Source organism: Sulfitobacter sabulilitoris (assembly GCF_005887615.1).
GTDB lineage: Bacteria > Pseudomonadota > Alphaproteobacteria > Rhodobacterales > Rhodobacteraceae > Sulfitobacter_E > Sulfitobacter_E sabulilitoris.
In genome coordinates, this window is record NZ_VANS01000001.1 from 547395 (window position 1) to 562161 (window position 14767).

15 protein-coding genes are annotated in these 14767 nt (G+C 64.4%); 8 read left to right on the forward strand and 7 right to left on the reverse strand.

All coding sequences use genetic code 11. From position 1 onward, the window contains the following. The first annotated feature begins 115 nt into the window (after nt 1-115). The 3 genes from ligA to FDT80_RS19170 all read left to right on the forward strand — a co-directional run bounded on the left by ligA (nt 116) and on the right by FDT80_RS19170 (nt 4575). Entirely contained in the window at nt 116-2260 is a 2145-nt protein-coding gene (gene ligA / locus FDT80_RS02505; RefSeq protein ID WP_138660656.1) for an NAD-dependent DNA ligase LigA, read from the forward strand. After that, nucleotides 2257-4347, forward strand: a complete 2091-nt coding sequence (gene recG, locus FDT80_RS02510; RefSeq protein ID WP_138660657.1) for an ATP-dependent DNA helicase RecG — start codon at nt 2257-2259, stop codon at nt 4345-4347. The genes ligA and recG overlap by 4 nt, the downstream gene beginning before the upstream one ends. Nucleotides 4348-4446: 99 nt before the next feature. Next, nucleotides 4447-4575: a hypothetical protein gene (locus FDT80_RS19170; RefSeq protein ID WP_281278383.1), complete on the forward strand. Its 129-nt coding sequence runs from the start codon at nt 4447-4449 to the stop codon at nt 4573-4575. Nucleotides 4576-4866: 291 nt separating this feature from the next. Here the strand turns inward: FDT80_RS19170 and FDT80_RS02515 are convergent, their stop codons facing one another. Both FDT80_RS02515 and FDT80_RS02520 read right to left on the reverse strand, forming a co-directional pair. Next, nucleotides 4867-6261, reverse strand: coding sequence for a methyl-accepting chemotaxis protein (locus FDT80_RS02515; protein ID WP_138660658.1), 1395 nt, complete (start codon nt 6259-6261; stop codon nt 4867-4869). An 82-nt stretch (nt 6262-6343) separates the two neighbouring features. Continuing rightward, complete coding sequence (locus FDT80_RS02520; RefSeq protein WP_138660659.1) at nt 6344-6796, reverse strand: iron-sulfur cluster assembly scaffold protein; 453 nt, start codon at nt 6794-6796, stop codon at nt 6344-6346. Nucleotides 6797-6864: 68 nt separating this feature from the next. On the opposite strand from FDT80_RS02520, the gene hisI reads away from it, so the two are divergent. Further along, nucleotides 6865-7236 carry a phosphoribosyl-AMP cyclohydrolase gene (hisI, locus tag FDT80_RS02525; protein WP_138660660.1) on the forward strand — a complete coding sequence of 124 codons (372 nt, stop codon included), beginning with the start codon at nt 6865-6867 and terminating at the stop codon, nt 7234-7236. Nucleotides 7237-7307: 71 nt separating this feature from the next. Here the strand turns inward: hisI and gluQRS are convergent, their stop codons facing one another. The 4 genes from gluQRS to FDT80_RS02545 form a co-directional block, all read right to left on the reverse strand. Further along, nucleotides 7308-8183, reverse strand: coding sequence for a tRNA glutamyl-Q(34) synthetase GluQRS (gene gluQRS / locus FDT80_RS02530; RefSeq protein WP_138660661.1), 876 nt, complete (start codon nt 8181-8183; stop codon nt 7308-7310). Then, entirely contained in the window at nt 8180-8794 is a 615-nt protein-coding gene (locus tag FDT80_RS02535) for a class I SAM-dependent DNA methyltransferase (RefSeq protein ID WP_138660662.1), read from the reverse strand. The genes gluQRS and FDT80_RS02535 overlap by 4 nt, the downstream gene beginning before the upstream one ends. Before the next feature lie 21 nt (nt 8795-8815). After that, nucleotides 8816-10171, reverse strand: coding sequence for a methylenetetrahydrofolate--tRNA-(uracil(54)-C(5))-methyltransferase (FADH(2)-oxidizing) TrmFO (gene trmFO, locus FDT80_RS02540; RefSeq protein WP_138660663.1), 1356 nt, complete (start codon nt 10169-10171; stop codon nt 8816-8818). 305 nt (nt 10172-10476) lie between these two features. Continuing rightward, entirely contained in the window at nt 10477-11262 is a 786-nt protein-coding gene (locus FDT80_RS02545; protein ID WP_138660664.1) for an enoyl-CoA hydratase, read from the reverse strand. Between the two features lie 58 nt (nt 11263-11320). Here FDT80_RS02545 and FDT80_RS02550 point away from each other — a divergent pair, with 58 nt between their 5' ends. Further along, nucleotides 11321-11749: a PaaI family thioesterase gene (locus FDT80_RS02550; protein ID WP_138660665.1), complete on the forward strand. Its 429-nt coding sequence runs from the start codon at nt 11321-11323 to the stop codon at nt 11747-11749. Nucleotides 11750-11825: 76 nt separating this feature from the next. Here FDT80_RS02550 and FDT80_RS02555 read toward each other — a convergent pair whose 3' ends face one another. After that, on the reverse strand, nt 11826-12059 hold the full coding sequence (locus FDT80_RS02555) for a DUF1127 domain-containing protein (RefSeq protein WP_138660666.1): 234 nt from the start codon (nt 12057-12059) through the stop codon (nt 11826-11828). A gap of 99 nt (nt 12060-12158) precedes the next feature. On the opposite strand from FDT80_RS02555, the gene FDT80_RS02560 reads away from it, so the two are divergent. From FDT80_RS02560 to rpsI, 3 genes are all read left to right on the forward strand, one after another. Further along, nucleotides 12159-13571 (forward strand): aminotransferase-like domain-containing protein, encoded by a 1413-nt coding sequence (locus FDT80_RS02560; protein ID WP_138660667.1) that lies wholly within the window; start codon nt 12159-12161, stop codon nt 13569-13571. 169 nt (nt 13572-13740) lie between these two features. Then, nucleotides 13741-14202 (forward strand): 50S ribosomal protein L13, encoded by a 462-nt coding sequence (rplM, locus tag FDT80_RS02565; protein ID WP_138660668.1) that lies wholly within the window; start codon nt 13741-13743, stop codon nt 14200-14202. 2 nt (nt 14203-14204) lie between these two features. Continuing rightward, the gene (gene rpsI / locus FDT80_RS02570; protein WP_138660669.1) at nt 14205-14705 is read left to right on the forward strand and encodes a 30S ribosomal protein S9; all 501 of its coding nucleotides are present in this window, start codon (nt 14205-14207) and stop codon (nt 14703-14705) included. Nucleotides 14706-14767 lie beyond the last annotated feature (62 nt).

The following is a 14767-nucleotide window of genomic DNA, read 5'->3' on the forward strand; positions in this document are numbered from 1 at the left end:
CTCACGGGGTCGGATACAAGCGGACCCAAACCAACGGGTCCGGCGGATCGGACGGGCGCGCGCGGGACTGGAAATCATCTGGACGGCTCCGCAAACCCCACCTATCTAGACAGCCATGCGGCAACCGGGGGCGATACGCGTGGCGACCTTTTCCGATATCGACAGCCTTGACGAGGCGGCGGCCCGAATTGAGTTGGCCGACCTCGCGCAAAAGCTTCGGGCAGCCAACGTAGCCTATTACACCAAGGACGCGCCACAGCTGTCGGACGCCGATTATGATCGGCTCAAGCAACGCAACGCCGCGATCGAAGCGAAATTTCCGCACCTCAAACGCAGCGACAGCCCGACCGAACAGGTCGGCGCAGAACCCGCAGAAGGGTTTTCAAAGATCACCCATGCGGTCGCGATGCTGTCGCTGGCCAATGCCTTTGACGATGACGATGTCCGCGATTTCGATGGCCGGGTGCGCAAATACCTCGGGCTGTCTGGCGACGCAGCGCTTGACTATACCGCCGAGCCCAAGATCGATGGCCTGTCGCTGTCGATCCGGTACGAGGCGGGCAAACTGATCCATGCCGCGACACGTGGTGACGGCACGATTGGCGAAAATGTCACCGCCAACGCCCGCACCATCGGTGACATCCCGCAGCACATCGACGGTGCGCCGCAGGTTCTGGAAATCCGGGGCGAGGTCTATATGTCGCACTCCGATTTCGAGGCGCTCAACGCCCGGCAGGCGGAGCGTGGCGGCAAGACCTTCGCCAATCCGCGCAATGCCGCGGCCGGGTCGCTGCGCCAACTCGATGCCGACATCACACGGTCGCGCCCGCTTGGGTTTTTCGCCTATGCCTGGGGCGCGCTGTCGGATCCGTTGGGCAAAACGCAGATGGACGCGCTGAAGCGGATCGAGGGGTTCGGATTTTCCGTCAACCCCCTGACGCGACTGTGCACCGGCCCCGAAGAGATGATCGCACATTACGCCATGATCGAAGAACAACGCGCCACGTTGGGCTATGATATCGACGGGGTTGTCTACAAGGTGAACGATCTGGCGCTGCAGGGCAGGCTGGGGTTTCGCTCAACCACGCCGCGATGGGCCGTGGCGCATAAATTCCCGGCCGAACTGGCCTGGACCCGGCTGGAGGCGATCGACATCCAGGTCGGGCGCACGGGCGCATTGAGCCCGGTGGCGCGGCTGACCCCGGTGACAGTAGGCGGTGTCGTCGTGTCCAACGCCACACTGCACAACGAGGATTACATCAAGGGCTTCGACAGCAAGGGCACGCAGATCCGCGACGGAAAGGATATTCGCATCGGCGATTGGGTGCAGGTCTATCGCGCCGGCGACGTGATCCCCAAGGTGGCGGATGTCGACCTGAGCAAGCGGCCCGACGGCGCGGCGCCCTACGAGTTTCCCACCACCTGTCCCGAGTGCGGCAGCGACGCCATCCGCGAGGAGGGCGATGCCGTTCGCCGCTGCACCGGTGGGTTGATCTGCCCGGCGCAGGCTGTTGAAAAGCTGAAACATTTTGTCAGTCGCGCGGCCTTTGACATCGAAGGGTTGGGCGCCAAGCAGGTCGAACAGTTCTATGCCGACGGCTGGATCAGCGAACCTGCGGATATCTTTACGCTGCGCGAACGTTACGGGCAGGGGATGCAACAGCTCAAGAACCGCGAGGGATGGGGAGAGAAATCTGCCCGCAACCTGTTCCAGGCGATCGAGGACAAACGTCGCATTCCGCTGGGCCGGCTGATCTTTGCACTGGGGATTCGCCATGTCGGCGAGGCGGCGTCGAACCTTCTGGCGATGCATTACGGCACCTGGGACGCGTTCGAGCAGGCCATGACCGAAGCCGCATCGCGCCAGGGCCCCGCCTGGGACGATCTGATCAGCGTCGATGGCGTGGGCGAGGTCATGGCCGGATCACTTGTCAGCACCTTTCAGCAGGAGGCCGAGCGCGCCTCGATCGACCGGTTGGTGGCCCAACTGGATATTCAGGAGGCCAAACGCCCCGATACCACCGGCAGCCCCGTCGCGGGCAAGACGGTCGTCTTTACCGGCAGCCTTGAGCGGATGACCCGGGCAGAGGCCAAGGTGCGGGCGGAACGGCTGGGCGCCAAGGTGTCGGGATCCGTCAGCGCCAAGACCGACATCGTGGTGGCCGGCCCCGGCGCGGGATCCAAGGGCAAGAAGGCCGCGGAACTTGGCATTGAAATCCTCGACGAAGACGGCTGGCTCGCGCTGATCGAGGGGGCATGACAGGGCGCCCCGAAGCCCTGTTTGCGCTGTTCTCCGGGCTTGAGACGCTCACCGGCGTGGGCCCAAAAACCGCGCAGATGCTGGCCAACCTGGGCGTCGTGGCGCCCCGTGACCTATTGTTTACATTGCCTTATTCTGGCATTGACCGCCGTCTGCTCGCCACGGTCAAGGATGTGGTGTTACCCGCCACGGTGACGGTCGCGGTGAGCATCGGCAAGCATTACCCCTCGCGCACCAAGGGCGGGGCGTACCGCATCCATGTCGAGGACGCCGAAACCAGCTTTCAACTCGTGTATTTTCACGCGCGCGCCGATTACCTCGAGCGGACGTTGCCCACGGGCGCGCGGCGCGTCGTGTCGGGCCGGGTCGAACTGTTCGACGGGATCGCGCAGATGGTGCACCCCGATCACACCGTGACAGAGGAGGAGGCGGGCGACATACCCGCGTTCGAGCCGGTGTATCCGCTGACCGCCGGTATCACGCAAAAGACCATGATCAAAGCCACCCGGAGCGCGCTGGAGCGCGTGCCCGAGATGGCCGAGTGGATCGACCCCGCGCAGGTGCAGCGCGCGAAGTGGCCCGATTTCGCCACAGCGTTGCACAAGGCGCACAGCCCCGAGCGGCAAGAGGACCTGGCCGCCACCGCGCCCGCGCGCGAGCGACTGGCATATGACGAATTTCTGGCGCACCAGCTGACGCTTGCGCTGGCGCGGGCGCGCGAACGGCGCAAACCGGGCCGGGCCAGTACCGGTGACGGACGGTTGCAGGCACGGGTCATGGCCCGGTTGCCCTATGCCGCCACCGCCGCGCAAACACGCGCCATCGCGGAGATCACCGCCGACATGGCCGGCCCGCAGCGCATGAATCGGCTTTTGCAGGGCGATGTCGGCGCAGGCAAGACGCTGGTGGCGTTCATGGCGCTGCTTTGCGCGGTCGAGGCCGGCGGGCAAGGGGTGATGATGGCGCCGACGGAAATTCTGGCGCGGCAGCATCTTGAAGGGTTGCAACCGCTGGCCGAGGATGCCGGCGTGGTGCTGGACCTGTTGACCGGGCGCGACAAGGGCGCGGAGCGGCGCGCCAAGCTGGCGGCGCTTGCACGCGGCGACATCCAGGTTCTTGTCGGCACACATGCGGTGTTCCAGGCCGACGTGGAATTTCACGATCTGCGCATCGCGGTGGTGGACGAACAGCACCGGTTCGGCGTGCGCCAACGGCTTGAACTGGGCCGCAAGGGGCAGGGGGTCGACGTGCTGGTGATGACGGCGACGCCGATTCCGCGGTCGCTGTCGCTAGCGCAATACGGCGACATGGACGTGTCCGTGCTGGATGAAAAGCCGCCCGGGCGCAAACCGATCAAGACCGCGCTGATCAGCACAGACAGGATGGACGAGGTCATCACGAGGCTGCGTGCCGTGATCGGCGAGGGGCGCCAGTGCTATTGGGTCTGCCCGCTGGTCGAGGAAAGCGAACAGCTTGACCTCACGGCGGCGGAGGAGCGGTTCAAACGATTGCGCGCGGCTCTGGGCGAGGGCGTCGTCGGGCTGGTGCACGGCCAGATGCCCCCGGCCGAGAAAGACGCGGCGATGGCGGCGTTCCAGGCGGGAGACACCGCCATTCTGGTGGCCACGACGGTGATCGAGGTGGGCGTGAATGTGCCGAATGCGACGATCATGGTGATCGAACGGGCCGAAACCTTCGGGCTGGCGCAGCTGCACCAGTTGCGCGGACGGGTCGGCCGGGGCGATGCGGCGTCGACCTGCCTGCTGCTTTTTCAGGCGCCGTTGTCCGACGCGGGCCGCAAGCGGCTGGAGGTTCTGCGCGAGACGGAGGACGGTTTCGTGATTGCCGAGACGGACCTTGCAATGCGCGGTGCGGGCGATGTGATCGGCACGGCGCAATCGGGTGTGCCACGCTTCAAGGTCGCCGATCTGGAACGTCAGGCCGCCTTGATGGCCGTCGCCCAGAGCGACGCGCGCAAACTGCTGGCCGATGACGCCGCCCTGAACAGCCCGCGCGGCCAGGCAGCGCGCCTGCTTCTGTGGTTGATGCGCCAGAACGAAGCCATTCGTTTGATTTCAGTGGGTTAAGCCCTTTTGTTTGGATTTGTTCGCTAATGTTCTCAAAAAGTTCTTTACAGGCCGTTAATAAAATGAGAACAAAGAGGCAACAAAGAACGGAGGCATCCCATGACGACACTGTCCCAGATCAAGGCCATCGCCAAACGGTCGCAGCACACATTGCTGCAGGATGCGACCGGCGCTGCCGCGTTGGTGGTCATGCTGGTCGTGGGATTGCATCTGCCCGCCTTTGCCTGATTTCTGCCTGCGCTGTCATGCTGGCATTTGCGCGCATCCGTCCCCAATGGATGCAACGGACCAACACTGCCTGTTCCCCGGTCCGTGTCACGGGCATCCCGCCCCGCAAATCGCCAGGTCCCACATGATTTGAGCGTTCCCTTGCGCCGCCGTTCCATCCGGAATGTGCGGCGTTTTTTTTGGCGCGCAGCGCAAGGTTACCTGTCCTGCAATCCCGATCATGTCTGCATGGGGTGATGCTGGGTCTGCCCGCGCCAGCGGACCGGCGTACCGGTCCGGCAAGACGTGTCCCTAGTAGGAATAGGCCAGTCTGACACCGCCCCAATGTTGCCCCTGAACGATCACCGGTGATGACAGGTCCTTCATCAGCTTGAACGTGCCGCCACCCATGTCACGACGATAGACCTGGAGCAGGAACGGATCGCGATTGCGTCCGGCCTTGAGGCCGACCCGATCGTTGAACATCCGGCGATTGCGGCAATGGGCCATGTTCCAGACCGGGTCGGTACCCTGCGGCAACGAAAACTTGTGATTGTGGGTCGGCAGATACCCGTTCCGATCCACTGTCGCGCAAAACACCACCTTGGGGTCAAGATCCAGCGCGGGCTCCTGGAAGGCGGGCAACAACTGATCCAGAACCGCCGTGGCACGGGTGGTGAATTGCGCCGGGTTGCTGCCCGGAACGGGCCGGTAGGCATGATCGAAAAGTTGCGCAACCGAAATCCGTCCGGTTTCCACCGCCTCATCAAGGCGCTCGGCGATGTCGCGCGCGATCTTTCGCACCGCGTCGATGAATGGACCGTCGGCACCGCTGCCGCCCAACAGCGCGCTGGACTGAACGATCGTTTCCGACGTGTCGATCAGGCGCATCACCCTCCCGGTCGCCTCTTCGATGCCTTTCGTAGTGTTCTGGACCGACCCGTCAATCGCATCCAGCGACGGTGTGAACCGGCGCATCGCGGCGTCGACCTGTTCGACCTGATGGGCGATCCGCTGCGCATGGGCGTGGGTCGTCTTGATCGAGGTCTCCATCTGGCCAAGCGCATGGTCGGTGCCGCCCGACTGTTCGAGCACCTCAGCAGCTTCGGCCGCGACAGATTGCGCGTCCTTGCCGATTTGCGAGATCCACGCGGACAGGGTTTCGATATTCGATGAAATCTGGGTCGCCGCCTGCTTGGTCTTTTGCGACAATTCGTTGATCGCTTCGGCCACGACGGCAAACCCGCGTCCCGCCTCGCCGGCGCGTGCCGCTTCGATCTTGGCGTTGATCGCCAGGGTGTTGACCTGCGCCGCGATGGCGGCAATCTCGAAGTTGTTGGTGCGCACCGCGCTGAGCGTGTGACTGACCGACCCGGTCCGATCTGACAGCGATTTCACCCATTCGGCCACGTTGCGGGTCTTGTCGCCCGCGCCGCGTACAAGCGCCACCGATGATTTCACATGCGCAAAGGTCTGGTCGGTGCTGTGCGACAGATCCCTCAGGGCCACACTCACGTCGCTGCTGGCGCGGTCCACCTCGACGGCGGATTTGCTCAGGTCGGTCAGGGTGGTGCGTTGCGCGCGGGCCTGTTGCTCGACCATGTCCAGAAATGCGGAGACATCGACGATCTCAAATCCCAGCGTTGCCGCGGCGGCGGCAAGCTTGTCGATCTGGCGGGTGTCGGCGAAAGTGGGCTGAAGTGTCATGGAACCCCGGCAAATTAATGGTCATCACCGGTCTGACAGCCAAACCCTTACATTTCGATAATGTTCGTCCGGATGCCGTTGATCAGGCGTTGGCCGATTGCAGCGCCTCCGCCATCGCCTCCGCCGCGGCTTCGATGCTCAGCAGGATCGAGGCATGGCGGTTCTTGTAATCGCGCGCCGGCAGCAGAACCTCGAACCCGTCGAAGGGGGCGTCGGGCACTGGGCCGTCCTTTTTCAGCATCGCGCGCAGGGCGTCGCGCGCCGCCTCGACCTCTTGCAGGGTGCGCCCGATGATTGCCCCGCCGGTCACCGCCGCCGCCGCCTGACCCAGCGCGCAGGCTTTGACGTCCTGCCCGAAATCGGACACGCGGCCATCTTTCACCACCACATCGACCGTCACCGCCGAGCCGCACAGCGGGGATCGGCGTTTGACCGTGGCCTGCGGCGCATCAAGCCGGCCGACGTGCGGAATATCAGCCGCCAATTCAAGAATTCGGCCAGAATAAAGCTTGATCAGGTCGGTATCGGCAGCCATGAGGGTTCCTTTGGTCACTGACCCACTACATAAGTCTTCACGTTCCAGATGCAAAAAGGTTTTGAGCCATGACCGAGCAAACCCCCTTTGATCCCGCGACACTGCGCTTCGATGCCGCAGGGCTGATCCCCGCCGTCGCACAGGATGCGACGACGGGCGAGGTGCTGATGATGGCCTGGATGAACGCCGACGCCGTGGCAAGAACGCTCGAGACGCGGCGCGTGACCTACTGGAGCCGGTCACGGCAGGCGTTCTGGGTCAAGGGCGAGACCAGTGGTCATGTTCAGGAACTGGTCGATTTTCGCGTCGATTGCGACCGCGACTGCCTGCTGGTGACGGTCTATCAGACCGGGCCGGCCTGCCACACCGGGCGGAGGTCGTGTTTCTATACCGAAGTGCGGGACGGCGTGGAAGTCGAGCTGATGGCGCCCGAGGAGTGACCGTTGCGCGGGGGCGCTGCCCCCGCACCCCCAAGGTATTTCCCGCCAGAAGAACGGGCAGGCGACCGGCGTCAGAGACCGACCATGCGCCGAATATCGTGGGGGCTGGCACCTTGTGCGCGGTAGGCCGCGATGGCGCGCGCATCGTCGCGCTTTGCAAGACGTTTGCCGCTGTCGTCGCGGATCAGCCGGTGGTGGCAATACCCGGGGCGCGGCAGGCCGAGCAGCGCCTGCAACACCACATGGATTTGTGTCGCCTCGAACAGATCGTGCCCTCTGACGACATCCGTGATGCCCTGTGCCGCGTCGTCGACCACGACAGACAGGTGATAGGAAGTGCCCATGTCGCGCCGCGCCAGCACCACGTCGCCCACGTCGGTCACGAGCGCATCCGGTGCGACGGCGACCGGGCCCGTCTGGCCCTCGGGGCCCGCGCCGGTTTCGTGAAAGGTCAGATCGCCTGCCGCCACGGATTTCACCGCACGGGCCATGTCGAGGCGCAGCGCGGCCACGCCATCGGCGGGCATGGTCCCTTGGGCCGGCAAAGCGGGCCGACAGATCCCGGGATAGACGATTCCGTCCGGTCCGATCATCGGTCCGGCGCCTTCTTGCGGCGCGGTTGCCGCGGCTTCGATGTCGCGCCGGTTGCAATGGCAGGGATAGATCAAGCCCAGATCCCACAGGCGCCGCAAGGCGTCGCGGTACGCGGGCAGGCGGTCAGACTGGCGCATCACCGGAGCGGACCATTGGATCCCCAGCCATGCCAGGTCGTCGTAGATCTGCGCCTCCCACGCGGGGCGGGCGCGCGCGGTGTCTATGTCTTCGATCCGCAGCAGAAAGGTGCCGCCGCGCGCCATCGCCAGATCGTGCGCCAGGAGGGCCGAATACGCATGCCCCAGGTGCAGCGGACCCGTTGGAGAGGGTGCAAAGCGTGTGCGGAATGTCACGCTTTTTCAATGACGTAGACACAAGCGCCCAGGTCGATGCCGGGCAGGTGGTCGCCATGTTCACGAAACAGGAGCCGCGCCGCGCCGCAATCGGTCCATTCGTTGATCCGCGCTTCGTTCACGCGGTCGGCGATGGCGTGATCGTTGAGCGAGCAGACCAGCAGACCGCCGCGGCCCAGCCCCTGCATCAACATGTCGAATACCGTCGCCGGAGCCGCGCCCGCGCCGATCACGCCGATGGCGGTGATTGCACCGTAACGTCCGGGTTGATGCCGTAGCTTGCCGCCGGGCGCGATCGTGGCGAGGTCGCGATACACGTTCTTTTCGCGTGCCTGATCGATCATCTCGGGCGACAGGTCCACGCCGTCGATCACCTTGAACCCGGCAAGCGCAAGCGCCAGGCCCGACAACCCCGTACCGCACCCGAAATCGAGCACCGGCGCCGCCTGGTCCTTGGCGTATTTCGCCAGGGCCTTGGCGCAGCGGTCCGGCGTCACGTAGCCGTTCGCGGCGATCTCGGCCTCGTAGGTGTCGGCCCATTCATCGTACAGCGTGCGAATGGCCTCCGGATCGCGGGTCCGGTAGGCCTTGTTCAGAAATCCATCTCCCATGGACTTGATAATAGGGATGTATCAGGCGGCGTCCAGTGCCGAGCCGCCCAGCCAGCCGGTCCAGTCCGCCTTGGCCCGGTCGGTATAGGCCTTGTAGCGGTCCTTGCGGCCGCGTCTGCCGCTCTTGAGCCCCTCGACCGGGGGGAACAGTCCGAAGTTCACGTTCATCGGTTGAAAGGTCTTGGCCTCGGCCCCGCCGGTGATGTGGGTGATCAGCGCGCCCATCGCCGTGGTGTGGGGCGGGGCGGGCAGGCTGTGGCCCATGATCTCGGCCACGGCCATGCGGCCGGCCAGCAGGCCCATCGCCGCGCTTTCCACGTATCCTTCGACACCGGTGATCTGCCCGGCAAAGCGGATGTTGGGCCGCGACCGCAGGCGCATCTGGGCGTCCAGCAAGGTCGGCGAATTGAGGAACGTGTTGCGGTGGATACCGCCCAGCCGCGCAAAGCTGGCGTTCTTCAGTCCGGGAATACGTTTGAAAACATCCGTTTGCGCGCCGTACTTCATCTTGGTCTGAAAGCCGACGATGTTATAGAGCGTGCCCAGCTTGTTGTCGCGGCGCAGTTGCACGACGGCATATGGCTTTATCTGGGGCTGGTGCGGATTGGTCAGGCCGACGGGCTTCATCGGGCCAAAGCGCAGGGTTTCGCGACCGCGTTCGGCCATCACTTCGATGGGCAGGCATCCGTCGAAATAGCCTGCCGTCTCGCCGGCGTGGAATTCGGTCTTGTCGGCGGCCAGCAGCGCGTCGATGAAGCCCTCGTATTGCGCCTTGTCCATCGGGCAGTTGAGGTAGGCGGTGCGCTCCTCCTCGGTCTCGCCCTTGTCGTAACGCGACTGCATCCAGGCTTGCGACATGTCGATGCTGTCGTGATAGACGATGGGGGCGATGGCATCGAAGAACGCCAGCGCATCGGCACCGGTTTCCGCCGCGATCGCCTGTCCCAGCGCCGACGAGGTGAGCGGCCCGGTGGCGATGATCCAATGACCATCGCGGGGCAGTTCCGTGATCTCGCCATATTCGACGGTGATATTGGGGTGCGCCAGCAGCGCATCGGTGACCGATTGCGCAAAGGGGTCGCGGTCCACCGCGAGGGCGCCACCGGCGGGCAGGCGGTGTTTGTCGGCCGTCTGCATGATCAAACCGTTCGCCGCGCGCATTTCCCAATGCAGCAGCCCGACGGCGTTCTGTTCGTCATCGTCGGACCGGAACGAATTCGAACAGACCATTTCGCCCAAGAGCCCGGTCTGATGCGCGAATGTTCCGACGGTAGGGCGCATTTCGTGAATCACCACCTTGATCCCGCGGTGCGCCGCCTGCCAGGCGGCTTCGGATCCGGCCATTCCGCCGCCGATGATATGGAGTATCTGTGTCATGACCCAGCATGTAGGCCACCGCGCCGGGGCGCGCAACAGCGCAGCCGCGGATGACGCAGGATCGATGGGCCAGGTGCCGGTCCCGGCGCGGCGTTCCGCCGGTCGGGCCGGGCAGGGTGGGAGAGGGTTATTTTGGGGTCGCCGCTGCGGGAATGTCGCGATCAGTGAGAGGCTGACCTGGAGGGACCTTCCGCCAGCGGCGACCCAAAATTATGTCGGCCATGTGCCGTGCCCCATCAATGCCATAAAGCTGCCAAAATCAAAAGCCTGAATTCGGAAATTATTGCATGGGCATTTGGAAACAATCACTGGGTCCATTTGGGGTCGCGTTTTTCCAAAAACGCGGCAATGCCTTCCTCCGTGTCGGACTGGAGCATATTCTGAACCATAACGGCCCCGGTATGAGCATAGGCCGCGGCTGTGGTCAGGTCCAATTGATCGTAAAACGCGCGCTTTCCGATTTTGACCGCCACGCCCAGTTTGCCCGCGACCTGCGCGGCAAGGGCCGCGGTCTCTTGCGCGAGGGTCTCGGGCGGGACGGCGCGGTTGATCAGGCCCAGCGTTTCGGCCCGCGCGGCCGAGATGAAATTGCCCGTGGTCAGCATCTCGAACGCCTGTTTGCGCGGGATGTTGCGGGTCAGCGCGACCATCGGGGTCGAACAGAACAGGCCGATGTTCACGCCATTGACGCCAAACCGGGTATCGTCGGCCGCGACGGCCATGTCGCAGGTCGCCACCAGTTGGCATCCCGCCGCCGTTGCGATGCCGTGGACCTGTGCGATCACCGGCTGCGGCATCGACTGGATCCGCGCCATCACGCCGGAACAGCGATCGAACAGGTCCTTGAACGCCGCCGCGCCACCGTCTTCGGCTTGGCGGGCGGCCGTCATTTCGCGCAGGTCATGGCCCGCGCAGAACGCCTTGCCCGCACCCGACAGCACGACGACCCTTGCTGATCCGTCCTGTGCAATCTCGTCCAGCGTGGTTTGCAACGCCGCCAGCATCGCATCCGACAGGGCATTCAGCCGCTCCGGGGCATTCATTTGCAAATGCACCACGCCCCCCGTTCCGTTGCGTTCCAGAATTGCCATCTTGCCCTCCGCGTTTGGTATGCGAGAACACTAGGCCAGAGACAGACAGAGGGAAAGTATGGCAATCGTAATGGATGCAGAGGCGCTGAACACGTTCATGCGCGAGGTGTTTCAACAGGTGGCCGATGACTTCGAGGTCGATCACGTGGCCGAGAACGAAATCACGATGCGGCTGTTGACGGGGCACCGGCACCTGCGCCCCGGCGGCACCGTATCCGGACCGTCGATGTTCGCGCTGGCCGATGTGGCGGCCTATCTGGTGACGCTGGCGATGATCGGCCCCAAGGCCTTGGCCGTGACCACGAACTGTTCCATCGATTTCATGCGCAAGCCCGTGTCCGGCGTGAACCTGATCGCGCAGGCGCGGCTGCTGAAACTGGGCAAGCAGCTGTCGGTGACCGATGTGATGATCTATTCCGAAGGGTCCGACAAGCCGGTGGCACGGGCCAGCCTGACCTACGCGATCCCGCCCGCGAAAGTCGCCTGAGCGGACGTGTCAGGCAAAAAGGCGGCCGGGGGATACCCGGCCGCAAGGAAGAGGTCCGGCGCGCGTCACGGGGATGTCACGTGCGCCAGAACACAAGCCCAGCCTCGCGATGAGCCTGCGCCGGTGTCAGCCCCACATCGTCCAACCGCGACGCGTCAAGCTGGCGCAGGGCCATGCGCGTGCGGCGGCGTGTGGCCCATTTGGTCACGCAGGCCGCGAACGACACCGCGATCACCGCCAGAACGGGCAGGCTGCGAGCCCGACCGAGGGTGGCAAGGGCGGCGGATGCGGGGGGCACTGCGTGTGTCATGGGGGAAACTCCTGTGAATAATTGTATTGACACAATATAGCCGATCGCTACAGATACTTGATACAAAACTTGATACGCTTGCGCGAGAGAAACATTGTAATGAGTACAATTTGGCAACCGACCCCCCTGTCGCCGAAAGGGCCCAAGTACAAGGCCGTGGTCGACGCGATCCGCAAGGGCATCGACACCGGCGGTCTGCCCGCCGGGGGCAGGCTGCCGCCGGTGCGCGATCTGGCCTGGCAGCTCAAGATCACGCCGGGCACCGTCGCGCGCGCCTATACCATCCTGACGGACGAAGGCGTTTTGCGGGCCGAGGTGGGGCGCGGCACCTTCGTGGCCGATCCCGAAACCGACGTGCCGCGCCCCTACCGGATCGAAGTGGATCCGACGCCGCATCTGACGGGCGGCGATACCGACACCGTCAATCTGTTCTCGCCGCATCTTCCCGATGGCGGGCAGGCCGGGCTGATTCGCGAATTGCTGGGCGAGGTGGCACAGAACCCCGCCTCGGGCGTCATGCATTACCCGTCGCGGCGCGGCGCGCAGGCGGCGCGCGAGGCGATGGCGCAGTGGTTGCAGGGCACGCCCATCGGTCCGCTGGACGAGGGCGACATCGTCCTGGCGCATGGCGGGCAGAATGCCATCATGCTGGTGTTTCAGACGATCCTGAGGGGGCGCAGGCCCGTCATCTTTGTCGAAGACCTGTGCTATCCCGGGCTTCGCCGCGCCGCCGAAGCCCTGAGGGCCGAGGTCGTGCCGATCGCGATGGATGAGGACGGCCTGAACCCCGACGCGCTGCAGGCCGCCGCCGAACGCCACCCCGAAGGACAGATCCTGTGCACGTCGCCCGAAGTCCACAGCCCGACCTGCGGCTTCACCCCGATGGCGCGCCGTCGCGAAATCGTCGATGTCGCACGGCGCTGCGATCTTCAGATCATGGAAGACGACTGTTACCGGATGGGCCGGGCGCAAGGCGAGGGATACCGCAGCCTGGCGCCCGAACGGGGGTGGTATGTCAGTTCGCTGTCCAAGTCGCTGACGCCCGCGCTGCGCATCGGCTGCGCGGTCGGTCCCGAAGGCATGGAGACGGCGCTGCACCGTTCGGCCGAGCACGGGTTTTTCGGATTGGCCACCCCGATGACCGATCTCGCGGCCAAGCTGCTGATCGATCCGCGGCTTCCCGCGATCCAGCGGGCGGCGCTTGAGGGGGTGGAGCGGTACGTCAAGATCGCGGTCAACACGCTGGGCGCCTTCGACCTGCGCTGGCGGTGTGACGTTCCGTTCTTGTGGCTGCATCTGCCGGGAGGCTGGCGCGCCAGCGCCTTTTGCCGTGCCGCGGACACCAGGGGGGTGCAGATCCGCGCCGCGGAGGAGTTCGCCGCACGCAATGCACAGACCCCGCATGCGGTGCGCATGGCGATCAATGGCGGGGTCAGCCTGCGCAGCTTCGAGGCCGCGATGGAGCGGTTGCGCGACCTGCTCGACAATCCGCCAGACCAGATCAGCGTCTAGCCCGATTTATTGGGGTAAAATGATACCTATTTTTCAAGCCCCTGTTTTCCTTCACTAATTTTGAATTTCTCGCGCTTGACCTGTCCGGACACTCGGATATAACCCGCTCATCGTATTCGGGCCGTGGACCATCGTGCCGCGCCCTTCACAGCTAACGGGAATACCGTCCATGAAAACCTTTTCTGCAACACCGGCAGATATCGACAAGAAATGGATCCTGATCGACGCCGAAGGCGTTGTTTTGGGTCGTCTTGCGTCGATCATCGCGCAGCGCTTGCGTGGCAAGCACAAACCGTCGTTCACACCGCACATGGATATGGGCGACAACGTGATCGTGATCAACGCCGACAAGATCCAGCTGACCGGCAACAAGCGCCACGAAAACCACTACTGGCACACCGGTCACCCCGGCGGGATCAAGTCGCGCACCAAGGAGCAGATCCTTGAAGGCGCACACCCCGAGCGCGTGGTCACGCTGGCCGTCAAGCGCATGCTGCCCGGCAACCGCCTGAGCCGCCAGGTCATGACCAACCTGCGCGTCTATGCCAGTGCCGAGCACCCCCACGAGGCGCAAAACCCCGAAGTTCTGGACGTGAAGTCCATGAACCCCAAAAACACGCGGAGTGCATGAGCATGGCTGACGAGATCAAGACACTTGATGGCCTCGAAGCGGCCGTGACCGAAAACATCGGCGCCGTTCAGGGTGTCGAAACCGAAATGACCCCCCGCGAACCTGTCCGCGACGATCTGGGCCGGTCCTATGCCACGGGCAAGCGCAAGGACGCCATCGCGCGCGTCTGGATCAAGCCGGGCTCGGGCAAGGTCGTGGTCAACGGCAAGCCGATGAACGAATACTTCGCGCGCCCCGTGCTGCAGATGATCCTGCGCCAGCCCTTCACCGTGTCGGGCACCGAGGACCAGTTCGACGTGCATGCGACCGTCAAGGGCGGTGGCCTGTCGGGTCAGGCCGGCGCGGTCAAGCACGGCGTGTCCAAGGCGCTGCAACTCTATGATCCCAGCCTGCGCGGTGCGCTGAAGGCCGCGGGCTTCCTCACCCGCGACAGCCGCGTGGTCGAGCGCAAGAAATACGGCAAGGCCAAGGCGCGCAAGAGCTTCCAGTTCTCCAAGCGTTAAGCCTGATCCGATCTGCACAGATCGAAAAGCCGCTTCCGAAAGGGGGCGGCTTTTGTCATGCG